24 protein-coding genes are annotated in these 22,956 nt (G+C 75.6%); 11 read left to right on the top strand and 13 right to left on the bottom strand.

Annotation, left to right across the window (positions count from 1 at the left end):
• Positions 1-80 precede the first annotated feature (80 nt).
• The 4 genes from ACWDRR_RS27640 to ACWDRR_RS27625 form a co-directional block, all read right to left on the bottom strand.
• Complete coding sequence (locus tag ACWDRR_RS27640; RefSeq protein WP_449774938.1) at positions 81-1,454, bottom strand: FAD-dependent oxidoreductase; 1,374 nt, start codon at positions 1,452-1,454, stop codon at positions 81-83.
• A gap of 120 nt (positions 1,455-1,574) precedes the next feature.
• On the bottom strand, positions 1,575-3,077 hold the full coding sequence (locus ACWDRR_RS27635) for a protein kinase domain-containing protein (RefSeq protein ID WP_449774937.1): 1,503 nt from the start codon (positions 3,075-3,077) through the stop codon (positions 1,575-1,577).
• A gap of 571 nt (positions 3,078-3,648) precedes the next feature.
• Complete coding sequence (locus tag ACWDRR_RS27630; RefSeq protein WP_449774936.1) at positions 3,649-4,767, bottom strand: hypothetical protein; 1,119 nt, start codon at positions 4,765-4,767, stop codon at positions 3,649-3,651.
• On the bottom strand, positions 4,764-5,564 hold the full coding sequence (locus tag ACWDRR_RS27625; RefSeq protein WP_449774959.1) for an RNA polymerase sigma factor: 801 nt from the start codon (positions 5,562-5,564) through the stop codon (positions 4,764-4,766). Before ACWDRR_RS27625 ends, ACWDRR_RS27630 begins: the two co-directional genes overlap by 4 nt.
• Positions 5,565-6,141: 577 nt before the next feature.
• Here ACWDRR_RS27625 and ACWDRR_RS27620 point away from each other — a divergent pair.
• From ACWDRR_RS27620 to ACWDRR_RS27610, 3 genes are all read left to right on the top strand, one after another.
• Complete coding sequence (locus ACWDRR_RS27620; RefSeq protein WP_449774935.1) at positions 6,142-6,915, top strand: hypothetical protein; 774 nt, start codon at positions 6,142-6,144, stop codon at positions 6,913-6,915.
• A 161-nt stretch (positions 6,916-7,076) separates the two neighbouring features.
• Positions 7,077-7,820, top strand: a complete 744-nt coding sequence (locus ACWDRR_RS27615; protein ID WP_449774934.1) for a VC0807 family protein — start codon at positions 7,077-7,079, stop codon at positions 7,818-7,820.
• A gap of 196 nt (positions 7,821-8,016) precedes the next feature.
• Positions 8,017-8,787: a tyrosine-protein phosphatase gene (locus ACWDRR_RS27610; RefSeq protein WP_449774933.1), complete on the top strand. Its 771-nt coding sequence runs from the start codon at positions 8,017-8,019 to the stop codon at positions 8,785-8,787.
• Positions 8,788-8,902: 115 nt separating this feature from the next.
• On the opposite strand, the gene ACWDRR_RS27605 is transcribed toward ACWDRR_RS27610, so the two are convergent.
• A complete protein-coding gene (locus tag ACWDRR_RS27605) occupies positions 8,903-9,475 on the bottom strand; it encodes a GNAT family N-acetyltransferase (RefSeq protein ID WP_449774932.1) in 573 nt (190 codons plus the stop codon).
• 44 nt (positions 9,476-9,519) lie between these two features.
• On the opposite strand from ACWDRR_RS27605, the gene ACWDRR_RS27600 reads away from it, so the two are divergent.
• The 3 genes from ACWDRR_RS27600 to ACWDRR_RS27590 all read left to right on the top strand — a co-directional run bounded on the left by ACWDRR_RS27600 (position 9,520) and on the right by ACWDRR_RS27590 (position 11,593).
• The gene (locus tag ACWDRR_RS27600; RefSeq protein WP_449774931.1) at positions 9,520-9,966 is read left to right on the top strand and encodes an N-acetyltransferase family protein; all 447 of its coding nucleotides are present in this window, start codon (positions 9,520-9,522) and stop codon (positions 9,964-9,966) included.
• 78 nt (positions 9,967-10,044) lie between these two features.
• Positions 10,045-10,752: a class I SAM-dependent DNA methyltransferase gene (locus ACWDRR_RS27595; RefSeq protein WP_449774930.1), complete on the top strand. Its 708-nt coding sequence runs from the start codon at positions 10,045-10,047 to the stop codon at positions 10,750-10,752.
• A gap of 91 nt (positions 10,753-10,843) precedes the next feature.
• Positions 10,844-11,593, top strand: a complete 750-nt coding sequence (locus ACWDRR_RS27590; RefSeq protein ID WP_449774929.1) for a Clp protease N-terminal domain-containing protein — start codon at positions 10,844-10,846, stop codon at positions 11,591-11,593.
• A 70-nt stretch (positions 11,594-11,663) separates the two neighbouring features.
• Here ACWDRR_RS27590 and ACWDRR_RS27585 read toward each other — a convergent pair whose 3' ends face one another.
• Positions 11,664-12,155, bottom strand: coding sequence for an NUDIX domain-containing protein (locus ACWDRR_RS27585; protein WP_449774928.1), 492 nt, complete (start codon positions 12,153-12,155; stop codon positions 11,664-11,666).
• Positions 12,156-12,300: 145 nt separating this feature from the next.
• Complete coding sequence (locus tag ACWDRR_RS27580; RefSeq protein WP_449774927.1) at positions 12,301-12,738, bottom strand: SRPBCC family protein; 438 nt, start codon at positions 12,736-12,738, stop codon at positions 12,301-12,303.
• Positions 12,739-12,959: 221 nt separating this feature from the next.
• Here ACWDRR_RS27580 and ACWDRR_RS27575 point away from each other — a divergent pair, with 221 nt between their 5' ends.
• Positions 12,960-13,289 (top strand): STAS domain-containing protein, encoded by a 330-nt coding sequence (locus ACWDRR_RS27575; protein WP_449774926.1) that lies wholly within the window; start codon positions 12,960-12,962, stop codon positions 13,287-13,289.
• Here the strand turns inward: ACWDRR_RS27575 and ACWDRR_RS27570 are convergent.
• The 5 genes from ACWDRR_RS27570 to ACWDRR_RS27550 all read right to left on the bottom strand — a co-directional run bounded on the left by ACWDRR_RS27570 (position 13,200) and on the right by ACWDRR_RS27550 (position 17,414).
• A complete protein-coding gene (locus ACWDRR_RS27570; protein ID WP_449774925.1) occupies positions 13,200-14,174 on the bottom strand; it encodes a sigma-70 family RNA polymerase sigma factor in 975 nt (324 codons plus the stop codon). The two genes, ACWDRR_RS27575 and ACWDRR_RS27570, sit on opposite strands and share 90 nt — an antisense overlap.
• Before the next feature lie 125 nt (positions 14,175-14,299).
• Positions 14,300-15,541 (bottom strand): serine hydrolase domain-containing protein, encoded by a 1,242-nt coding sequence (locus tag ACWDRR_RS27565; RefSeq protein WP_449774924.1) that lies wholly within the window; start codon positions 15,539-15,541, stop codon positions 14,300-14,302.
• Positions 15,542-15,785: 244 nt separating this feature from the next.
• The gene (locus tag ACWDRR_RS27560; RefSeq protein WP_449774923.1) at positions 15,786-16,058 is read right to left on the bottom strand and encodes a hypothetical protein; all 273 of its coding nucleotides are present in this window, start codon (positions 16,056-16,058) and stop codon (positions 15,786-15,788) included.
• 147 nt (positions 16,059-16,205) lie between these two features.
• Positions 16,206-16,472 carry a UBP-type zinc finger domain-containing protein gene (locus ACWDRR_RS27555; protein WP_449774922.1) on the bottom strand — a complete coding sequence of 89 codons (267 nt, stop codon included), beginning with the start codon at positions 16,470-16,472 and terminating at the stop codon, positions 16,206-16,208.
• Between the two features lie 99 nt (positions 16,473-16,571).
• Complete coding sequence (locus ACWDRR_RS27550) at positions 16,572-17,414, bottom strand: helix-turn-helix transcriptional regulator (protein WP_449774921.1); 843 nt, start codon at positions 17,412-17,414, stop codon at positions 16,572-16,574.
• A 185-nt stretch (positions 17,415-17,599) separates the two neighbouring features.
• Between ACWDRR_RS27550 and ACWDRR_RS27545 the strand changes: the two genes are divergently transcribed.
• Positions 17,600-18,361 (top strand): SDR family oxidoreductase, encoded by a 762-nt coding sequence (locus ACWDRR_RS27545; protein WP_449774920.1) that lies wholly within the window; start codon positions 17,600-17,602, stop codon positions 18,359-18,361.
• 64 nt (positions 18,362-18,425) lie between these two features.
• On the top strand, positions 18,426-21,116 hold the full coding sequence (locus ACWDRR_RS27540; RefSeq protein ID WP_449774919.1) for a lysylphosphatidylglycerol synthase domain-containing protein: 2,691 nt from the start codon (positions 18,426-18,428) through the stop codon (positions 21,114-21,116).
• A gap of 99 nt (positions 21,117-21,215) precedes the next feature.
• On the opposite strand, the gene ACWDRR_RS27535 is transcribed toward ACWDRR_RS27540, so the two are convergent.
• Positions 21,216-21,410: a hypothetical protein gene (locus ACWDRR_RS27535; protein WP_449774918.1), complete on the bottom strand. Its 195-nt coding sequence runs from the start codon at positions 21,408-21,410 to the stop codon at positions 21,216-21,218.
• Positions 21,411-21,679: 269 nt separating this feature from the next.
• On the opposite strand from ACWDRR_RS27535, the gene ACWDRR_RS27530 reads away from it, so the two are divergent.
• Both ACWDRR_RS27530 and ACWDRR_RS27525 read left to right on the top strand, forming a co-directional pair.
• On the top strand, positions 21,680-22,321 hold the full coding sequence (locus ACWDRR_RS27530; protein WP_449774917.1) for a class I SAM-dependent methyltransferase: 642 nt from the start codon (positions 21,680-21,682) through the stop codon (positions 22,319-22,321).
• Complete coding sequence (locus ACWDRR_RS27525; RefSeq protein ID WP_449774916.1) at positions 22,318-22,899, top strand: TrmH family RNA methyltransferase; 582 nt, start codon at positions 22,318-22,320, stop codon at positions 22,897-22,899. The genes ACWDRR_RS27530 and ACWDRR_RS27525 overlap by 4 nt, the downstream gene beginning before the upstream one ends.
• Positions 22,900-22,956: the final 57 nt, after the last annotated feature.

The raw sequence follows: 22,956 nt of genomic DNA, 5'->3' as shown, positions 1-22,956 counted from the left end.
AATTGCACTGCCTCGCGCCTCGGAGTGGGAAGTCGGACCCGCCGACTTCCCACTCCGGAGGTGCGGTGCCGGGCGTGTGCTCAGCGCGCGACGGCGGCGTCCCACTGGTCGCGGGTCGGGCCGTCGTACTCCGGGGCGAAGTCCGGGTGGGCGGCCAGCCAGGCGGTGACGTGCCGGTCCACCTCGTCGGTGCCGTAGGCCTCCTGGGCCGTGCGCACCAGATGACGCACCTCGGCGCGGGCCCTCATGACGACCGGGTCCTCGAAGGCGCAGGCGGCCACCGCCGCGGCCCGCCGCTCCGGGGGCGGCGAACTCTCGGCGAGCCGCTGCCCGTTGGCCTGGTCGGACGTCACCTGCGCGTCGAACCAAGGGCGGAGGGCCTTGACGGTCCAGGCGTGGTAGCCGGTGGGGTCGGCGGCGATCTCGTCGACGTGGCCGGCGAGTTGCCGGCCCGCGAGCAGGCCGAGGGCCACGCCGTGGCCCAGGGTGGGGTTGGTGTGGATGAGGCTGTCCCCGATGTTGACCAGGCCGGTGACGACCGGCCCGTCGTCGTCGACGAGCGCCGTCCAGCGGTTGTCCAGGCCCGCCATCGCCAGGACGGGCGACTGCGGTTCGGGGTCCAGGCCGAGCCAGGCCGCGCAGGCGGGGAAGGTTCGGGCGACGGCCTCGAACACGGCGGGGTCGGTGAGCGCGCCGCGGGTCGGGTCCCCCGTGGAGAGCAGCAGGTTCACCGCGAAGGTGTCGTTGTCGGACGGGAAGACGCCGGCGAGCGCGAACGGTGCGGCCGAGCCGGTCTTCACCCGCCCGGGGTCACGGGGGCCGTCGGCGCGCAGGCGGTACCAGCGGCACAGGTAGGCGATGCCGGTGCGGTGGCTGTCGACCGCGGGCGAGCGGCAACCGGCCGCGACCAGCCAGGCGGGGACCGGCGAGCGGCGGCCGGACGCATCGACGACGAGGTCCGCCCGGTGCGTCTCCTCGCCGACCCGCACGCCGGTCACCCGGGCGGGGTCGCCCTCCTCGACGGCGAGGCCGGTCACCCGGCTGCCCCGCCGCACCTCCACGGAGGGTTCCCGCTGCACGGCCGCGGTCAGGGCGGCCTCCAGCACGATCCGCCGGGTCCGCAGGGTCACCAGCTCCTCGTCGCCGGCCCGGTGCGGCGGGTGCTCGTCGAACCAGTCGAAGTCGTGGTACTCCCGGGCTCCGCGCGCCAGCAGGTCCGCGTAGACGTCGGGGGCCTCGGCGCGCAGCACGGTGCGCACGGGCGCGAGGAACGAGTGGGGCTGGACGGCCTGCGGTATTCGGGGCCTGCGCCAGTGGAAGAAGTCCTGGTGGAGGTCGTCCCCGGCCTGCCGCGCGTCCTGCTCGAACAACGTGACCGGGTGGCCCCGCCGGCCGAGCATGAGCGCCGCCCCCAGCCCGCTGATACCCCCGCCGACCACCGCAACCCGCGCCATCGAGCTCTCCTTCGCGTCGTGTTGCGGAGTGAGCCTACTGCTCGGTGATCTTCGTTCGGGCGACGGCCTCGGCCGTCGCGGTGGGCGGGGTGGGGCGAAGCAGCGCCCCCGGTCGCCGGATCAGTCGTTCTGGTCGTGCTCGGCCGAGGCGTTGAGGGAGGTGATCAGCGCGGTGAGGCGGGAGTTCCAGTTCTGCGCCGTCTGCCCGTCGATCGCGTGCTTCTTGGCGAGGTCCCGGACTGTTTTCTGCGCATTCTTCAACTCCTGCGCGGCGTCCTCCTCCTTCCCCTGGTTGAGGCGCGCGGCGGCGTCGTCGAGGGTGTGCAGGAGGTCGAGCTGGCGGTCGCGCTCCCTGGTGATCTGGGCCTGGGCGACCACCTGGCGAAGAGCGTTGAGCTGCACGGCGGGGGTCTGACCGCGCGGCGGCGTCGCGGTGGCCGACGGGGTGGGCGTCGCCGGCGGGGTGGGGGTGCCCGGCGGGGTGACGGGGGTGGACGGCGTGGGCGTCGGGGTGGCCGAGGCCGTCCGGGCCGGTTTGGGCGGCGGGGCGGCCGCGGACGTGCCCGCGTCGTCGAAGGCGGTGAGCGCGAGCATCGCGGCGCCCGCGACCCCCACCAGGCCCAGCGCGCCGAAGATCAGCGGCTTGCGGCGGCTCTCCCGGACGGGCTCGTCCGCCTCGAAGGGCGCGGACGGGACGGGCGCCATCACCGAGGTGGCGGCGGGAGCGGACCGGGCGGGCACGGGCGGCAGCAGCTGGGTGGCCGCCCCGGTGGCGAGCAGCTCGCTGGTGGGGTCGGAGAAGGCCAGCCCCGGGATCGTCGCCAGCAGTTCGGCGCGCGCGGCCGCGCCGGTGCCGGGCCGGTCGGCCGGGTTCTTGGCGAGCAGGCGCAGCACCGCCGCGTCCAGCGCCGCCGGCACCCCGGCCCGCCGCGCCGACGGCGGCAACGGCTGCTCGGTGACGTGCTTGAACGCGATCGCCACCGGCGTCTCGGCGGTGAACGGCGGTGCGCCGGTGAGCATCTCGGTCAGCACGCAGCCGACCGCGTACAGGTCGGTGCGGCCGTCCAGCTCGGCGGCGGTGGCCTGTTCGGGCGACAGGTAGGCCGCCGTGCCGAGCACCATCGCCGCCTGGGTGAGGTTGCTGGACGAACCGGCCCGGGCGATGCCGAAGTCGACGACCTTCACCCCGCCGTCGTTCGTGATCATGATGTTGCCGGGCTTGATGTCCCGGTGCACCAGGCCCGCACCGTGCGCGACCTCCAGCGCCTCGCAGACCGCCGCGGCGATGCCGACGGCCCGCTCGACGGGCAGGCCGGGCTGCTGCGCCAGCAGGGCCGCGAGCGACCACCCCTGCACCAGCTCCATGACGATGTACGGCGAGCCCTGGTCCACCCCGGAGTCGAAGACCATGACGATCCGCGGGTGCACCAGCATCGCCGCGTGCTGGGCCTCGCGGCTGAACCGCTCGGCGAAGCGCGGGTCGTCGGCGAGCCCCCCGTTGAGGACCTTGACGGCCACCTGGCGGCCCAGCACGTGGTCCACGCCCCGCCAGACGGTGGCCATCCCGCCGACGCCGAGTATCTCGACGAGTTCGTAACGCCCGTTCAGCGCCCGTCCGATCACCTGGAAACGCTCCCCTCACGTGCCCTGCCCGCGGCCACGGACCGCCTCGTGCACGTGTGCACGATAGCCGCCGGGGCCGACCGCCTCCCCTGGTCCGCCCGCTCCGGCCGAACCCGGGGGCCGCGGGCGTCCGCGGCCCCCGGGGGCGCCGGACCGGACGGGCCGCCGGGAGAAGGCGGCCCGCCGGACGGGGTGGCGGCCGGGGAACCGGGCAGCGGTTCCCCGGCCGCCGGCTCGTGGTCGTGCCGGGTGCCGGCACGATCGGATCCAGGTCCGGTGCGGGCCTGGTGGGGCGGCGTGCGGCCCGCCCGATGCGGGCGGGCGGGCCGACGGGTTCGGCCCTGGCCGGGCCGGGGGCGCGTCCGGGGTGCGCCGTCCGGTCCGGCCGGGGCCGGCCGGGTGGACGGTTGGCACGGGGGAGCCGACCGGCCACCCGGGGTCTGCGGGTGGTGAGGGTGGAGCGGTCCTGCGGTGGAGCGGTCCTGCGGTGGAGCCGGTGGAGCGGGTGGTTCGGTCCGGATGAGCGACGAGCCCGGGGGGTTTCGCTCGCCGCTCATCCGGAGTTCGGGGGTTACCTCTTGGGAGAGGAGTCGGCGGACTGCCCGGAGCGGTCCGGCCTCGGCAGGGTGCCGGGGAGCGTCGGCAGCGCGGTCGGCAACGAGGTGGCCCCGTTCCTGCCGCCGCCGGAGCCGCCCTTCCCGTCGTCGTCCTTCCTGCCGTCGTCCTTCTTGCCACCGTCGGTGCGGCCACTGCCGGGGCTGCCGGTGCCGTCGCTGCCGGGGCGGGACGGGGAGCCGGGGCCCTGACGGTCGTCGTCGTCCTTGTGCCGCAGCACCTCCCCGCAGTACTCCTCCACCTTCTCCGGGCCGCCGGCCGCCGCGACCAGCGCGCCGAACTGCGGCTCCGCGACCAGCAGGCGCGGGCGCTCGCCCTTGCCCTTGCGGTCGGTGTAGCCCTGGCAGAGGGCGATCAGCACCGCCCTGGCCTGCGGGCCCCTGGTCTCCGCGGAGGCCGGGGGCGAGGGCTGGGCACCCGGCGACGACGGCTTCGCCGCGCCGGTGGACGGCGCGACGCCGGACGCCCCGCCGGTGGCGGCCCCGCCGGACGGAGCACCGGTCGACGGACCGGCGCCGGGGCGGCGGGCGGACGGGCTGCCGTCCGGCCCGGTCGAGGCGGCCACCGGGGCGGAGGAGGTGGTGGGCGCCAGCAGCGAACGCTTCGGCTCCTCGGAACCGCCGCCGAGCGGGGACGGCAGATTGCCCGTGCCGGCCGCGACCGCCACCCCGCCGAGCGCCGTGGCGCCGAGCACGACGGCAACGGCCTTCGTGCTGAAGGCCCTGGCCAGCGCGGCGGTTGCCATCGATCGTCTCCGGACGGGTGCGGGTACGGCGGGTACAGCGGGGGCGGGCGCGAGACGGGCCTCCCGGAACGCGGCCAGGGCCGCCTCCTCCCCGGCGAGTTCGCCCGCCGTCGCCGGAGCGGCGGCGGCGGCCAGCACGCGGGCCACCCGACCTCCCGGCCCGTCCTCGGGCAGGAGGGGCGCGGTGCGCCCGGTACCGGCGTCCGCTCCGGTGAGGGAGGCGTCTCCGGTGAGCGAGGCGTCCCGCCCGGCCGACGGTCCGCCCACGGCACCGCCGAGCAGGTGCTCGGCCGTGTCCTGGTCGATCCGGCGGGATCGGTTGGTGCTCATCTCATGTCCTTCAGCGTCGCGGCCCGGCGTTCTGTCACACCCTGCGGAGGAATTTCTTTCCCGACCGCTCCGGCCCCCCTCGGCACGGCCTGCTGCGCCGGGATCCCCGCCCCCGCCGCGAAGGACTGCTCCAGCAGCTTGGCGAGCCGGCGCAGCCCCCGGTGCGCCGCCATCCGGACGGTGCCGGACTTCTTGCCGAGCACCTGGGCGGCGCTCTCCGCGTCCAGCTCCATCACCACCCGCAGCAGGACGGCCTCGGCCTGGTCGGGCGGCAGCCGGGAGATCAGGGCCAGCGCGTCCGACGTGCCGACGGCGGCCAGCGCCGCGCCCGCCGTGTCGTCCCCGGCGGCCAGCTCGGCCAGGTACTCGAACGGCAGGTCCGCGACCGGGCGGCGGCGCCGGGCCCGCAGGTGGTCCAGCGCGCGGTTGCGGGCGATGGTGGCGGCCCAGCCCCGGAAGCCGTCGCCGTCGCCGGAGAAGCCGCGCAGGTCGCGGGCGATCTGCAGCCAGGCCTCGGAGGCGATGTCCTCGGCGTCCTGGACGTCCTCGGGCCGGCCGCCGACCAGCACCCGGAGGTAGCGGAGCAGACCCGGCTGGACGCTCCGGAACAGCAGCCGGAACGCCTCCTCGTCGCCGCCCTGCGCCGCCCGCACGGCCTCCGAGAGGTCGACGGGGGCGGTGGCCGCGTCCCGGGCCGGGGGTGGCGGCGGGCCGGACGTCCGTGCCGCCGGACCGGACCGGCCGACGGGGTTGTCGGTGCCCGCTCCGGGGCGCTCTGCACTCTGCACCCGCCACATCATGCGCCATGTGCGCCGTGCGCCCGACCGGCCGGGGGCCCGGGACGCGCTCCCGCACCCCCGCACTCCCCGCTCGCGGGCCGCCGCCCGCGCCCCCCGCTCGCCGGTGCGCCCCGGCGGGGCGCGGTCGGGTCCCGCCGAGGTGGTCGGCGCGCGGTCGGGGAGCGGTCGGCACCCGGGCGGGGAGCGGCCGGGGAGCCGTCGGCGCGCGGCCGGCGCGCGGCCGGTGACCGGTCGGGGGGCCGTAGGGCCGGTGCCGACCAAGGACGCAGGGCGCCGGGCCCTTGGTCCTGCGGGCCGCTGCCCTTCGCCCGCAGACCGGCCGCGCCCCGCCTGCGACCGTGGGAGGTGGGCAGGGCAGTCCCGGACCGACCCCGCCGGGACCTGCCCCCGCCCCGCCGGCCCGGCCGGGTCCGCGCGCGTCCACCCTGCGCGCGTCGCGCCCCACCGCCGGTCCCTCCGACACCCACCGCCGGACGCCGCTGCCGGGCTGCCATGCCCCGGGCCGCCCGGCCGGCACGCCCGCCGGGCGCCACCCGCACCCCGGCCACGACCCCCACGAGGGACAGAGAACGCCATGACGACTGCCCACGAGCTCTACGCGAAGGGCCTGCGCGACCACCTCGCGCCCGCGCTGCGCGCCCTGGGCCTGCGCGGGTGGCGCCGGACGTTCAGTCTCCCCGACGAGACCCACTGGGCCCTGCTCGGCCTGGTCGAGCAGGGCGGCCCGAGCGGCCCGGCGGTGCAGGGCGGTCAGGCCGGGCAAGCCGGCCAGGGCGTGCAGGGCGGTCAGGCCGCGCCCGCCGACGGCCCGGTGCGCTACACCTTCGACCTCAGTGTGGTCCGCAGGTCGGACTGGGCCGTCGCCGCCTTCCCCGGCCCGCGCCCCGACCCCCGCGCCGTCTACGGCATCGAGACCTGGCGGGCCCGGATCGGCGAGGTGCTGCCCGTCGGCGAGGACGTCTGGTGGGAGGTGCTGCCCGGCCCGCGCTGGCGGGTCGCGCTGGACGACTCGATCGCCGCCGTCCGCCACTACGGTCTGCCCGAGCTGCTGCGCCGGGTCGAGCGGGACCGCAGCGGCACCGGCGAGACCTATCTGGACCTCGCCGAGCTGGAGCAGGTCAACGCCGTCCTGCTGGCCGCCTCGGTGGCCCGGATCCAGCGCGCCGAGCTGGTCGACAAGGAGCTCGTCCTGACCGGCGCCTGGACGAGGGCGGACGCGGTCGCGCGGACCGTCCTGCACGGCGTCGCCGACGGGTTCCTCTCCGCCGGGGACGAGCGCTTCCACGCGGTCCGCTGCCTGGACACCCTCGGCCGCGAGCTCTGGACCGTCGACCCGGGCGCCGAATGAACGCGCAGGTCGGAGGCACTGTCACGGCGTGCGCCGTGACAACTGTCATGCGGATCCCGCAACGGACGACACTGCTCTGACGGAGGGTCGGCTCGGGAGACTGGAGGCACGACGCGGGCACCGGCCCGCGGGCCGAGCACCAGTCCGGGGAGGAACCCACCATGAGCCAGATCCTCAGCACCCCTGCCGCTTCCACCGCCGCCGTCACCGCGGGAACGGCCACCGCCGGGGCCGCCGGCACCAAGGCCCCGAACCCGCTCGCCGCCACGCTCCGCCCGCTCGCCCTGGACGTCGCCGCCCCGCTGGCCGGCTACTACCTGCTGCACTCCGCCTTCGGGATGAGCGAGTTCGCCGCCCTCGCCTGGAGCGGCGTCGTCCCGGCCGGGCGGACGGTCGTCGGCCTGGTCCGCGAGCGGAAGCTCAACCTGTGGGCCTCGATGATGCTCGGCGTGAACGCGGTCGGCCTGGCACTCACCACCGTCACCGGCGACGCGCGGCTGATGCTCGCCAAGGACGGCGCCCTCAGCGGCACCCTCGCGCTGGCGATCCTGGTCTCCACCGTGCTCGGCCGGCCGATGATGTCCCCGATGCTGATGCCCTTCCTGACCAAGGGCGACCAGGCCCGCTCCGCCGCCTGGCAGCGGCTGGCCGACGGCCGGGCGGCCCGCTCGCGCTCCTTCCGCCGCTACGAGCGACTGTTCTCGGGCATCTGGGGCACCGCCCTGCTGACCGAGTGCGCGGCCCGGGTGGTCGGCGCCTTCACCCTGCCGGTGTCGACCATGGCCTGGCTGTCCACCGTGTTCCTGGTCGGCGCGCTCGTCGCCGGATCGGTGCTCGGCCACCGTGCCGCCGACCCGATGGAGAAGCTGGTCCGCACCGAGGCCGCCGAGCCCACCGGCCGCTGAGGACACCCCCTCGCACCACCCGCAGGACCTGAATCCCCGCAGCACCCGCACCACCGCCCGAACCCGCACCACCTGGACCCACCCCACCCGGCTCCCTGCTGACGGCCGGTCGCACAGCCGAGGAACCATCGGGTCGACCCGGGAGTCCTCATATAACGAGGGGGTAACGGGCCCCCGGTGAGAAACGGGGAGCCTGATGAGCCGGACGCACGCGCTGACCACCACCGAGGACCGCACGCTGGCTTGGGACGGCTGCCTCAACGTCCGCGACCTCGGCGGCCTGCGCACCGTCGACGGCACCCGCACCGCCCACCGCGCGATCGTCCGCGCCGACAACCTCGACCGCCTCACCGCCGAGGGCTGGGACGACCTCCTCGACCACGGCATACGCACCGTCGTCGACCTGCGCAACATCGAGGAGTACCGGCCGCTCCTCCCGCTCCCCGACGGCATCGAGCTGATCCGCGTCCCGCTGGACGAACTCGCCGGACCCGCCTGGTGGGAGACCTACGGACGACTGGACGGCACCCCGCTCGCACTGCGCCCCTACCTCGACCACTGCCCGCGCGCCACCGCCGAACTCATCGCCACCGTCGCGGGCGCCGGGCCCGGCGGGCTGGTCGTGCACTGCGGCGCCGGCCGTGACCGCACCGGCCTGGCCGCCCTGCTGCTGCTCGCCCTCGCGGGCGTCGAGCCGTCCGAGATCGTCGCCGACTACCTGCTCAGCACGGCCAACGTCCGCCCGCTGTACGGCATGCTCGGCCTGCCGGACCAGTACCGCCGAATCGACGCGGTGCTCGCCGAGGCCGGCACCACCGCCGAGGCCGCCCTCCACGCCACCCTGGACGGCTTCGACCCGGTCGGCCACCTGCTCGCCGCCGGTGTCGACCCGGCGGACCTCGCCGCCGTCCGCGCCCGCCTGCTGGGCTCCCGGCCGACCGCCGGACAGTCCGTCACCCGCCGCTGACCGCACGGCACTGGCCGCACGGAACCGACCGGCCGACCCTGACCGCACGGCACCGACCGGCCGGCGCCGCACCCACCGACCGGCCGCCGGGTCCGGAGCGCCCCGGGCGACCCGGCTACCAGAGCCGGTCGATCTCGCCCGGATGAAGGGCGATCCGGCTGCCCGCGAAGTCCGCGCGGTGCCGGCGGGCCCGCTCCGTGAAGAAGCCGGCCATGGTCACCTTGTCGAAGCCCTCCTGGTCGCTGGGGAACGGCAGTCGGGGCGTCCCGCCGACCAGCACCGCGCCCGGCAGCCGCTCCCAGCCGGCGCCCTCGTAGAAGTGCTGGAGCACGCGGTCGCAGGTGAAGAGCCCGAGGTCCGCGCCGCCCTCCGCGACGACGCCACGCGCGGCCGCCACCAGCCGGCGCCCGTACCCGCGGCCGCGCTGCGCCCGGTCGGTGACCACGGCGCTCAACCCGCAGGCCGCGTACGTCCGCCCGGCGTGCTCCAGCCGCTTGGAGAGCAGGTCGAGCGCCGCGACCACCCGCGCGCCGTCCAGCAGCAGCATCGACACCGGGCGCAGCGCCGGGTCGTGCACCGGCGCGATGGACGGCGCCGGTGGACCGGGCCAGGCCTGGTCCTGCAACTCGGCGACCTGGAGCTTGAGTTCACCCGGCACCGCGGTCTCCGGCAGCGTGACTATGCGCATGCCCCTCCCAGGGTCGGCCCCGCCGGGTCTGGCAGACTCCGGGCGTGATCCTCCGTACCGCGACCCGCCAGGACCTGCCCGCCGTCATCGCGCTGCTCACCGACGAGGACGGGGTGACCGACCCCGCCACCGTCCAGGTCGACGAAGCCTACGCCCGCGCCTTCGCCGCCGTGGACGAGGACGCCCGCAACGAGTTGCTGGTGCTCGACGACGGTGCCGGCACCGTGCTCGGCTGCCTCCAGCTCACCTACATCCCCGGCCTCGGCCGGCACGGCGAGGAGCGCGCGCTGGTCGAGGCCGTCCGGGTGCGCGCGGACCGCCGGGGCGCCGGTCTCGGGCGCGAGCTGCTCACCCGGGCCGTCGCGCGGGCCCGCGCGCGCGGCTGCACCCTCGTCCAGCTCACCAGCAACAAGCGCCGCACCGAGGCGCACCGGTTCTACGCCTCGCTCGGGTTCGCGCGCAGCCACGACGGGTTCAAGCTGTCCCTCTGAGGGCCCGCCGGGGCGGCGCCCCGACCGGGCACGGTAAATCGTTCGCGGCCGTTCGGCCCCGGCGGAGATACTCGCGCAATGGTGGACTTCTCCGACTTCGACACGCGCAACTACCCGACCGTGGACGTCCGTACCGGCTACGCCCAGTGGGTCGGGACGTACGAGAGAACGGTCGAGGACGCCATGGACCTCGCCGTGCTGGACCGGCTCGCGGCCCCCGACTGGGCGGCGGTGACGCGCGCGGCCGACCTCGGCTGCGGCACCGGCCGCACGGGCACCTGGCTGCGCGGGAAGGCCGCCGCCGGCCTGGTCCTGGACGGGGTGGACCTCACCCCCGAGATGCTGGCGGTCGCCGAGGGCAAGGCCGTCCACGACAGCCTCACCGAGGCCGACGTCGCCGCCACCGGGCTGCCGGGCGGCGGCTACGACCTGGTGATCTCCTCGCTGATCGACGAGCACCTGGCCGACCTCGGCCCGCTCTACCGCGAGGCCTTCCGGCTGGCCCGCCCGGGCGGCCGCTGCGTCCTGGTCGGCCTGCACCCGTACTTCATCATGGCGGCCGGCATGCCGACCCACTTCACCAGCACCGCCGGGGACGACATCGCCATCACCACCCACGTCCACCTGGTCTCCGACCACCTGACCGCCGGGCTGGCGGCCGGCTGGCGGCTGGTCGAGATGGCCGAGGCGGTCGTGGACGACGCCTGGATCGCACTGAAGCCCACGTGGGAGAAGTACCGCAGCCACCCGGTCTCGGCCGCGTACGTCTGGGAGAAGACCGTCTGAGGGCAGGCCCGCGCGGGCCCCCGGAGACACAACTCGCACCATCGTCAACCGATGGTTGACGATCCTCGGGTCGACAACCTACGGTTGACGCATGGAGAATCCCGTTGTCCCCAAGACCACTCCCATGCGCCTCGACGACCTGATCGACGCGATCAAGAAGGTCCACACCGACGCGCTCGACCAGCTCTCCGACGCGGTCATCGCCGCCGACGCCCTCGGCGAGCTGGCCGACCACCTCATCGGCCACTTCGTCGACCAGGCCCGCCGCTCCGGCGCGTCCTGGACGGACATCGGCCGCAGCATGGGCGTCAGCAAGCAGGCCGCCCAGAAGCGCTTCGTCCCCAAGGACCCGGGCGCGCCCGGCGACCTCGACCCGAGCCAGGGCTTCAGCCGCTTCACCCCCCGGGCCCGGCACGTCGTGATGGCCTCCCAGGAGGAGGCCCGCACGGCCGGGAACGCCGAGATCGGCACCGTGCACCTCCTGCTCGGCCTGCTCGTCGAGCCGGAGGGCCTGGCCGTCAAGGCGCTGGCCGCCCAGGGCATCACCCCGGAGGCCGTCCGGGAGGCCTCGGCCCCCGCGCTGCCGGCCGCCGTCGAGGAGGTGCCCGGGCTCGTCCCGTACGACACCGAGGGCAAGAAGGTGCTGGAGCTGACCTTCCGGGAGGCGCTCAAGCTGGGCCACAACTACGTCGGCACCGAGCACATCCTGCTGGCACTGCTGGAGCAGGCGAACGGCACCGGCCCGCTGGCCGACCTCGGCGTGGACAAGGCCGAGGTCGAGACGTTCACCTCGGAGGCCGTGGCGGCCTTCATCGCGGCGAGCGCCGCCACGCCGGAGTGAACCCGCCGGTGTGAACCCGCCGGTGTGAACCCGCCGGTGTGGGCCCCGGCCCGCCGGGGCCCACGACCGCTCAGAAGCCCGACACGTGGGTGGAGATGATCCGCACCCGCCCGTCGGCGGCCGCCTCCATCGCCGCCCGGAGCCGCAACGAACGCGCCGGGCCGAGGAGTTCGAGCGCCTCCTGGTCGGTCGCCCAGCGGTGGTCGTCCAGCTCGCCGGCCGGGACGGTCACGGGGGTGCCGTCCGGGACGGTGCCGAAGTCGAACAGGAAGTGCTCGGCCGGGTGGTCGAGTTCGCCGGACGGGTGGGTCCAGGAGATGGCGAGCAGCTCGCCGGCCGGACGGACGATCCCGGTCTCCTCGGTCAGCTCCCGCGCGGCGCACTCGACCGGACCCTCGCCGAGGTCGATCGTGCCGCCGGGGAACTGCCAGTGCTCCCGGTACCCGGCCTTCACGATCAGGATCCGGCCGGACTCGTCCCGCAGCACGCAGCCCGCGGCCGCGTAGATCCGCGGCAGCGAGGCCAGCCACTCTTCGCGGGACTTCAACGGCTCAGCCGACACAGCGGGCCTCCTACGGCACGGGGATCTCTGGGCCCCCACTCTGCCACCCGCCCCGGGCCCGGGCCCTCCGGAGCCCTCCGGAGCTGCCCGGAGCAGTCCGGAGCAGTCCGGAGCAGGGCAGACCGGAGCAGCCCGGGACGGCCGGTCAGGCCTGGCCCAGGAGGTGCTCGACCAGCCGGTCGAAGCTGGAGTTGAGGCCGGCCTCGGCCTCCGGGCCGCAGTACATCGACGGCACCTCGGTCTGGTGCAGCACGGCCCTGGTCCGGCCGTCACCGAGGTCCGTCAGGGTCAGGGTGGAGCGCAGCCCGACGCTGTCCTCCTTGAAGGCCAGCAGCTCGCCCGGCCGGATGTCGGTGATCTCGCCCGTGACCGGGTAGCGGTCCCCGGTGGCCTCGATGACCATCGTGCTGTCGTAGCGCCCGCCGACCTCCGGCTCGATGGTCACCGTGTCCAGCGGGACGTGGGTGCCGACCGGGCCCCAGAAGCGGACGAACTGCTCGGGCTCGGTGTACGCCCGGAAGACGAACGCCGGGGCGGCGGGCAGCTCGCGGGTGATGGTCAGCTCGCCGAGGTTCTCGGTCATGGTGCGTCCTCCGTGGTGTGCGGTGCGGTGCGGTGCTTTCACATGGGTGGACCGGGGCCGGCCGCGAAACTCATCGCTCCACCGGAAGGTTCTTCGAGAACTTCTCCGAGGCCCTCCCCGCAGGGCTCCTCCGAGGCCCTCCCCGCGCGCTCCGCCGGGGTCTTCTGCGCGAACTTCGCCGCGGGCCGATGAGCCGGGGCCGCCGGAGCGGTCTGCCCCGCATGAACACGCCTGTGAACTCCGGCCCGAACCCGCGCCGGAAGCCCCCCACCGGTCCGGCACTGACCTGCGACGTCGGCGCCCTCACCGACCCCGACCTGGCCGTCGTCGACGCCCTCGCCCGGCTCCGGCTCGCGGCCGGGCGCCACGGCGTACGGGTCGTCCTGAAGAACGCGAGCAGCCCCCTGCGGGAGCTGCTCGCGTTCACCGGCCTGGCCGGCGCCCTGCCCGTCGAGGAGGTGCTAGCCGTCCAGCCGGGGCGGGAGGCCGAAGAGCGGGAAGAGGGTGTCGGTGTCCAGGAAGTTGGTGAGGCCGGTGATCCGGCCCGCTGACACCTCCAGCACGATCAGCGCCCACGGCTCGTGCCCGCCCGCCGGGCTCGGCCGGTACTGCCCGAACGCCGGGCTGCCGTTGGCCTCCACCGGAACGAGCCGCGAGCCCCGGCAACCGTGGCCCGGGCCGAGCATCCACTCCCGGATGTCGGCGAGCCCCGTCAGCCACAGCTCGTACGGCGGCATGTTGAGCGTGACGTCCTCGTGCAGCAGCGCGGCCAGCCCGTCCATGTCGTACGCCTCGAAGGCACTGACGTAGCGGGCCAGCAGCGCGCGGTGGTCGTCGTCCAGCGCGGGCGCCGGGCGGGTGGCCGAAGGGTCCGCCGCGAGCACCGCCCGGGCCCGCTGGAGCGCGCTGTTGACGGAGGCGACGGTGACCCCGAGCAGCTCGGCGACCTCGGCCGCCTTCCAGCCCAGCACCTCCCGCAGGATCAGCACCGCCCGCTGCCGGGGCGCGAGCCGCTGCAGCACGGCCACGAACGCCAGCCGCACGGAGTCCCGCTGGGCGGCGACGTCGGCCGGATCCCCCGTCTCGGGCAGGATCCGGCCGTCCGGCGCCGGCCCGATCCACGTCACCTCGGGCAACTGGGCCTCGGTGGCGGTGGCCACCGTGGACGGCCCGGCCAGATCCATCGGCCGGGCCCGGCCGTTGCGGCCGTTCAGCGCGTCCAGGCAGACGTTGGTGGCGATCCGGTACAGCCAGGAGCGCAGCGCCGCCCGGCCCTCGAACCCCTGGTGGCCGCGCCAGGCGCGGACCATCGTCTCCTGCACCGCGTCCTCGGCCTCGAAGACCGAGCCGAGCATCCGGTAGCAGTAGCCGGTCAACTCCCTCCGGTACCGCTCCAGCTGGAGCTCGACCGGCTCGTCCGTCATCAGGTCGGCCATCGCGCGCGCCCCCGTGTCCTAGCCCCGCCAGTGATCACGAGGAACGTACCGCAGGGCACCGACAACCGGGCGGCTCGGCCGGCCGCGCGCTCGCCGGGGGCTGCCGGATCGGCCGGAGCCCCCGGTCAGCCGGCCTCGGGGTACTCCTGGCCCGAGTCGAAGGAGGTGGTGACGATCTGCCACATCTTCGGGAACTCGGCACCGGAGAGGCCGGTCGGGTTGATCGAGTAGACCACCTTGCGACTGAGGTCCTTGGTGGCGAAGACACCGTTGGTGTAGCCCGGCCGGGAGCCGCTCTTGCCCCAGACCTGGGTGCCGTTGGGCAGGGTGACGCTCATCAGGCCCTTGCTGAAGCAGGCGTGGCCGGCGGTCGGACCGGTCTCGCAGTTCTTGTTGCGCTGGTTGGGCACGTCCGGCACGTCGAACAGCTCGGCCTGCTGGGCGGGCGGCAGCAGCCGGCCGCGCAGCAGCGCCGTCATGAACCGGTCCAGGTCGGCGGCGGAGGAGATCATGCCGCCCTCCGCCCACGGCCAGGGGCTCTGCTCGGTCACGTCCACCCGCCGCCGGACGCCGTCCGGGCCGGTGACGTCCACCGAGGCCGGCGCGTGCGGGCCGGGCAGGGCGAGGTCGTCGCGGTCCGGGACGACGGTGTCGCGCAGGCCGAGCGGGCGGGCGATCCTGCTCTGCACCTCCCGGGCGAAGGACCGGCCGGTGACCTTCTCGACCAGCATCCCGGCGATGAAGGTGTTGATGCCGTTGTACTGCTGCGCGGTGCCCGGCGCGAAGCCCATCGGCTGCGTGACGGCGTCCGCCACCACCTGGGCGGGCGTCCAGGAGTCGGCCTTGTGCGCGGCGAACCAGCTCTCCGTGCCGTCCCCGGAGGTCAGGGCACCGCCGCCCGGCAGCCCGCTGGTGTGGTCGAGCAACTGGCCCACGGTGACCGGCGGGAAGGACGCCGGCAGCAGCCCCGGCAGGTACTGCTGGACGGTGCCGTCCAGGTCGAGCCGGCGCTCGGCGGCGAGTTGGAGGACGACGGTGGCGGTGAACACCTTGGAGATGCTGCCGATCCGGAACCGGGCGTCCGCCGTCACCCCGTCCCCCGCCGTACCGGACCACTGGCCGCCCCGGCCGCCGACCCGGACCAGCGCGCCGGTGATGCCCCCGCTCGGCAGGTCGGCGAGCGTCCGCGCCAGCGCCGCGCCGTCCGGCCGTCCGGCCAGCCGGACGGCGACGGCGGCCGAACCCGCGCCGCCCGCCGGGCGGTCGTCCGCCAGCGCCGGGGTCGCGATGCCCGCGACCCCGGCCGCCAGGAGTACGCCGGAGATCGCGAAGGTGGTCCAACGGCGGTCGCGCACGGGGGTCTTCATCTGCTTGCTCTCCAACTGTGGCTCGTCCGGCGGGTGGTGCTCTGTCCGGGAACGAGTCTTGTGGGAGCCGGGCGCACCGCCCATCCGGGACGGACCCCCAACCGCCCCGGAGCCGACCCCGAGACGCCCCCGGGGTGCTCCCGGGCGCACGTCAGGGGGCGGGCGCCGCGATCGGCGCCCGCCCCCTGACGAAGGGCGACCTGCTCGGTACGTCTGCTCAGCGCACCTTCTCAGTGCGTCCCCTTCAGTGCGCGGAGTGCTTCTCCGCGCCGCGGTGGCGGTGGCCCTTGAGTTCGGCGTGCATCGCGGGGGCGGAGTGCATGGCCGCCGTCCCGGCGTCCTGGCCGCCGTGCCGGAAGGCGCCACCGGACCCGGCGCCGACGCCGGAGGCCCGTGCGGCACGGGTGCCGAGCTTCGGGGGCATCGGCTTGGGGCTCATCGCCATGCCCCGGCGCTCCAGCAGGTCCTGGGTGCCCCGGCGGAGCTTGTCGGTACTGCCCGGTGTTCGCTTGGTCATCGTCGACCTCCCTTCGGCGGTCACCGGCCACGGGGACGTCGACCGGGAGGCCGCACGGGCGTTATGTCCGGAATTCAGCCGGGTTACACCTCCCCGCGGCCGGAGACGTCGGGCCCGGGGTCCGAACGGGGCCCGGGGCAGGGCGGCTCAGCCCATGACCTCGTGGACGAAGCACCAGCGCCAGTCCTCCCCCGGCTCGTACGAGCGGATCACCGGGTGCGAGCTGTTGTGGAAGTGCGCGGTGGCGTGCTTCTGCGGCGAGAAGTCGCAGCAGCCGATGTGACCGCAGTCCAGGCAGAGCCGCAGGTGCACCCAGTCCCGGCGACCCGCGGCCAGGCAGTCGGCGCAGCCGTCGGTGGGCGGCAGGGGCGTGATGTCCTGGGGTGCCGCGGTGAGGTCTTCGCAGGCGCTCATGCACGCAGAGTAGTGACGGCCGCCCCGGCCGGACCTCCAAGACACGCCCGGGTGCCCCGGCTCGACGCCCCGGCGCAGCCCGGCCCGGCCGGCGCGGGCTCACTCCGCGACGACCGGCGCCTCCGGGGCCGTCCAGCTCGCCAGCATCGCGAGCTTCTGCGCGGTCGGCGAGCCCGGCCGCGCGGTGTAGGTGACCAGCACCTGGTCGGGGGAACCGTTGACGGCCAGGGTCTCGTAGCCGAAGTCGAGTTCGCCGACCAGCGGATGGTGGATCAGCTTGACGCCGTGGGTCTTCTGCTTCACCTGGTGGTCCGCCCAGAGCCGACGGAACTCCTCGCTGCGCACGGACAGTTCACCCACCAGTGCGGCCAGCCTGGCGTCGTCCGGGTACCGGCCGGCGTCCAGGCGCAGAACGGCCACCGTCTCGGCGGCGACCGCGTCCCACTGCGGGTAGAACGCGCGCGCCGCCGGATCGAGGAAGGCGTACCGGGCGGCGTTGCGCTGCTCCGGCGGGCTCGCGGAGAAGCCCTGGACGGCGTCGCCGAGGGCGTTCCAGGCGAGTACGTCCATCCGGCGGCCGAGGACGAAGGCCGGCACCCCGGCCATCAGGTCCAGCAGCAGCCGGGTGCCCTCCCGGACCGGCCGCCCGCCGCGCACCGGGCCCGCCGGGCGCGGCGGCCGGGCCAGCGCGTGCAGGTGGGCGGCCTCCACCTCGTCCAGCCGCAGCACCCGGGCCACCGCGGCCAGCACCGCGTCGGAGGCGCTGCCGCCCCGGCCCTGCTCCAGCCGGATGTAGTAGTCGACGCTGACCCCGGCGAGCTGCGCGACCTCCTCCCGGCGCAGGCCCTGCACCCGGCGGCGGCCGTGCGAGGGCAGGCCCACCTCCTCGGGCTGGATCCGGGCCCGGCGCGAGCGGAGGAAGTCCCCGACGGTGTTCTCCATGCCCGCAGGGTAGCCCCGGCTCCACGGCGCGAGGGTGGTACGGGCGTTCCCAGGAACCGCACACCTGGGAAACCCCTTCCCCGGCAGCGCTTTCCCAGGACATCCGCGGCCCTGGATGGCCCGCCCGAGCCCGCGCAGAGTGGTCCCCGTCAGCCCGACCGCAAGGATCACGAAAGCAGGACCTCATGAGCTACGCCGCCCTCGCCACCCGCACCGCCGTCGTCACCGGAGCCGCCAGCGGCATCGGCGAGGCCACCGCCCGCCTGCTCGCCGCCGGCGGCGCCCGGGTCGCCCTGCTGGCCCGCCGGACGGACCGGCTGGACGCGCTGGCCGCCGAGATCGTCGCGGCCGGCGGCCAGGCCCTCGCCGTCACCACCGACCTCACCGACCAGGCCTCGGTGGACGCCGCCGTCAAGACCGTCCACGACGCGTACGGCGCGGTCGACCTGGTCGTCAACAACGCGGGCGTGATGCTGCCCAACCCCCTCGCCGACGGCCGGCTCGACGAGTGGACCCGCATGATCGACACCAACCTCACCGGCGTGCTGCGGATCGTCCGCGCCTTCACCGCCGACCTCACCGCGGCCGGCGACGAGGGCCGCACCGCCGACCTCGTGAACATCTCCTCGATCGCCTCGCACATCGTCTTCCCCGACTACGCCGTGTACGGGGCCACCAAGGCCGCCGTCACCCAGCTCTCCAACGCGCTCCGCACCGAGCTGGGCCCGCGCGACGTCCGGGTCAGCGCCATCGAGCCCGGGCTGACCGCCACCGAACTGGACACGCACATCGACAACCCGGCGCTGCGCGAGCAGCTGGGCGGGATGTTCGCCGCGATCCCGCCGATGAGCGCCGAGGACATCGCCGACCTGATCGCCTACACGGTCACCCGCCCCCGCCACGTCAACCTCCGCCACCTGGTCGCCCTGCCGACCCGGCAGGCCTGAGCCCGGTCCCGCCCCGCCCGGGTTCCCCCACCGGCCGGCGGGCCGCCGTGGGAGCATGCCAACCGTGGCGATCGCGGCGGGGAGTACGAACAGCGACACCGGCGATGCCCGGGCGGACGGCCGGCCCGGGCCGGCCGGCGCACCCGGGCGGGCCGGTTCCGAGCTCCCGCCGGACATACCGGCGCCCCGGACCGGCACCCCCGGACCGGCACCCACCGGCCGGGTCCGCCAGCCGGTGGCCCTGATCCGGCTGCTCGTCGGCCTCGCCGCGATCACGCTGACCCTGCTGCTCGCCGACTACGCCCGGGCCACCACCAGCGGCATCGCCGCCGACGTCGCCCAGGCCGCCCGGCTGGTGCCGCGCCCGCTGGCCGGGATCGCGGGCGGGCTCTCCACCGCCGCCCTGCTGCTGGTACCGGTCTGGTCGGCGGTCCGCCGGCTGGTCTCGGCCGTGCCCGAGCGGCGGCGCATCCTCCAGCACCTCTCCGACGGCCTGCTGGCCGCCGTCCTCGCCTACGGCGCCTCCCTCGCCGTGGACCTCGGGGTCGACGAGCTCGCCCCCGCCTCACTGGTCGCCGCCATCACCCAGCCGCTGCCGGGCCACCTCCTCGCCCACACCGAACCGGTCTACGGCTACCTCGCCCCCGTGCTCGCGTTCATGACCGCCTCCGCCGCCCGCGAGCACCGGGTCCCCCGGATCGTCCTGTCCGTCTCCGCCCTCGCCGGGCTGGCCGCCGGCTACGCCACGCCGACCGCCCTGCTGCTCGGCCTGCTGATCGGCTGGACGGCCGCCCACGGCACCCTCTACGCCGTCGGCACCCCCGACCCCCGGCCCCGGCCCGCCCAGCTCCTGCAGAGCCTGCGCGAAGCGGGCCTGCGGCCCCTCGCCGCCCACCCCGCCGGCCCCGACCGCTACCTGGTCCGCCAGGAGGCCGGCCGCCCCGACCTGGACGTCCAGCTGCTCGACCGGCAGGCCGTCACCGCCGCACTGGTCCAGCGCGCCTGGCGCCGGCTGCGGCTGCGCACCGCCCCGCACCCCCGCGCGCTGCGCTCGCTGCGCACCGGGCTGGAGCACGAGGCCCTGGTCTCCTACGCCGCCGTCGCCGCCGGCGTCCGCACCCGCCGGATCGCCGCCACCGCCGGGCTGGGCCGCGACAGCGCCCTGGTCGCGTACGAGTACCTGCCCGGCCGCACCCTGGACCAGCTCGCCGGCGAGGAGCTGACCGACGGGCTGCTCACCGACGCCTGGTCCCAGCTCGCCCTGCTCCAGCGGCGGGAGATCTCGCACCGGGCCCTCGTCCCCTCCTCGATCCTGGTGGACCGGGCCGGCGCGGTGCACCTGGTGGACCTCGCGGACGGCGACATCGCGGCGAGCGAGCTGGTGCTGCGCTGCGACATCGCCCAGCTGCTCACCACCCTCGCCCTGCGGGTCGGCGCCGAGCGGTCGGTGCGCACCGCGGTGGCGGTCCTCGGCCCGGACGTCGTCGGCGCGGCCCTCCCGCTGCTGCAGCCGATCGCCCTCGCCCGCACCACCCGGACCGCGCTCAAACAGGCCGCCCGGGCCCACTGCGCCGCCCTCGCCCCGGCGGGCGACGGGGCCCGGGGCGGCGAGGACCGCCGGGCCGTCGAGGCCGCCCGGGTCGCCGGAGTCCCCGGGCCCGCCCGGACCGGGAGCGGTGCGGGCCCGGCCGACGCCACCGCCGTGCCGACCGCCACCGCCGTGCCGCCCGCTCCCCCGCCGCCCGGTGAGCTGCTGGACGCCATCCGCGCCGAAGTCCTGCGGACCCGGCCGCAGGCGCCCGTCCGCGCGGTGAAGGTGGAGCGCCTGCGCCCCCGGACCCTGCTGGCGGTGGCCGGCGGCGTGGTCGCCGGGTGGCTGCTGCTGCCCCAGCTGTTCGCCTCCGAGCAGAACCCGATCGCCGCCGTGGGCGACGCCGACCCGCTCTGGCTCGCGCTCGCCGTGCTGGCCGCGGCCGCCAGCCACTTCACCGCCGCGATGGGCTTCGTCGGCTTCGTCCCCGAGCGGCTGGACTTCCGCAACGCCGTGCTCGCCCAGCTGGCCGGCTCCTTCGTGAAGCTGGTCTCGCCCGGCGGCGTCGGCGGCGTGGCCCTGAACACCCGCTTCCTCCAGCGGGCCGGCATCCCGACCGCCCAGGCGCTGTCCAGCGTCGGCGTGGGCCAGCTCTTCGGGCTCGTCCTGCACCTGTTGCAGCTCGGCGCCTTCGTCTACCTGCTGGACCTCGAACCCGGCGGCTCCGAGCTGGACGCGCTGCCCGCCGTGGTGAGCGGGCTGGCCGGGGCGGGGGTGCTGCTGGCCGGGGTCTCCGCCGTGCCGCCGGCCCGCCGCTGGCTGGCCGCCCGGCTGCGGCCGCTGACCTCCGAGGTGCTGCCCCGGCTGCTGGAGCTGCTGCGCAGCCCCGGACGGCTGGCCGTCGGCGTGACCGGGCAGCTGCTGGTCTCGCTCTGCCTGGTCGCCTGCCTGTACTGCTGCGTCCGGGCGGTCGGCCGGGAGCCGGCCTTCGCCTCGGTGGCGGTGGTCTTCCTGATCGGCAACGCGGTCGGCAACGCGGCGCCGACCCCGGGCGGGGCCGGCGCCGTGGACAGCGCGCTGGTGACGCTGCTGGAGCACACCGCGTCGATGGAGGAGGGCGGCGCCCTGGCGGGCGTCGCGCTCTACCGCCTGCTGACCCTGGTGCTGCCGGTGCTGCCGGGCTGGGCGGCCTTCGCCTGGCTGCAGCGGCGCGGCGCGCTGTGACCGCCTGAGGCCGGGGCGGCGACGCTCCGCCGCCCCGGGCTGCGCCGGTCCTCGGGCTGCCGCCGGTGCTACCGGTGCCCGGCTGCTACCGGTACCCGCCTACTCCCGGTACTCGTCCTCGTCGAGCTCGACCACCCGGCTCTGCTCGGCGACGTCCGCGACCTCGGTGGCCGGATCGGCGCCGAGCGCCCGCCGCTCGGCCAGCTCGTCGTACTCGTCGCCCTCGCCGGCCTCGTCGTCCGGCTCCACCGCCTCGGCGACCTCGTCCAGGTAGTCCTCGTGATTCTGCGGCATGGCGTCCGTCCTTGCTGCTCGGAGGCTCCCACGGGGCCCGTTGGGGGTACTGGAAGTATCCGTCGGCGGCCGCTCCGACGCGATGCGCCGCCGGGCCTTCGGCGTGTTGTCCGGTCCCGGTCCGCAGGCCGCGGACCGCCTCCCGCCTGCCCGGCAGTCCGCGCGCAAAACGGGGCCCCGGCCACCGGGGGTACGATCAGTGCCGTACCAGCAGGGCTTACCCACACCCACCCGGTGGCCCCGAAGCCCTTACGAACGACGGGGAAATCATGTCCGGCTCGCACTACTTCACCGGTGCACCCGAGGTCGCCAGCGAGCGGCGTCCGATCACGGTCACCCTGCCGGACGTCACCCTGGAACTGACCACCGACGCCGGTGTGTTCTCCCGCAGCCGGCTCGACCCGGGCACCCGGATCCTGCTGGAGCACGCGCCGCCGCCCCGGGTGCGCGGCCCGATCCTGGACATCGGCTGCGGCTACGGCCCGATCGCGCTGACCTGGGCGACCAGGCGCAAGCGGCTGCCGGTCTGGGCGGTCGACGTGAACACCCGCGCGCTGGAGCTGGTCCGGCTCAACGCGGAGGCGCTGGGCCTCGGCAACGTGCAGGCGGCGCTGCCGGAGGACGTCCCCGAGGACCAGCGGTTCGCGGCGATCTACTCCAACCCGCCGATCCGGGTCGGCAAGGCGGAACTGCGCCGGCTGCTGCACCAGTGGCTCGGCCGGCTGACCCCGGACGGCTCGGCGTTCCTGGTGGTCCAGAAGCACCTGGGCTCGGACTCGCTGCAGAAGTGGCTGAACGACCAGGGCTACCCGACCACCCGCGTCACGTCGGTCAACGGGTTCCGGATTCTTGAAGCGCGGCCCCGCCCGGAGGGCGCGGGCCCCGAGAGTGGACGAGGTACGACGTCGTGAAGCAGCTCCGCGGGACCGAACTGAAGCGGCTGCACCGCCAGTGGCGGCGCAGCAACGAGTTCCGGCTCGCGCTGATCCTGGAGAACCTCCAGTCGCCGTTCAATGTCGGCTCGGTCGTCCGGACCGGTGCCGCGATGGGCGCCGAGAAGCTGTACCTCACCGGCGACACCCCGTCGGTGCGCTCCTCCGGTGCCCAGAAGGCCGCGATGGGCACCGACAAGTACCTCAAGGTGGAGCACTTCCCCACCGTCGCCGAGGCCGTGGCCGCCGCCAAGGCGGACGGCTTCAAGGTGGTCGGCCTGGAGCTGGCGGACGACGCGGTGCCGATGTTCGCCGCCGAGCTGACCCCGGCGGTGGCCTTCGTGCTGGGCCACGAGGACCGCGGGATCACCGCCGATGCGCTCGCGCTCTGCGACCAGGTGGTCTTCGTCCCCCAGCTGGGCCGGGTCGGCTCGCTGAACGTCTCCGCCGCCGCGACGGTGGCCTGCTACGAGGCGCGCCGCCAGGGGTACGCGATCAGCGGCACCCCGGACGGCAGCGACGCCGGCGGCCTGGACCTGGACCTCGACGACGAGTGACCCCCCGGGGGGAGAGGGCGGCTCGCCCTCTCCCCCCGGCGGCTCGCGCCGCCCCGG

This window comes from Kitasatospora sp. NPDC003701 (assembly GCF_053587085.1).
Note: the sequence above shows the minus strand (reverse complement) of the source record. Positions and strands in the feature narration are given on the sequence as shown.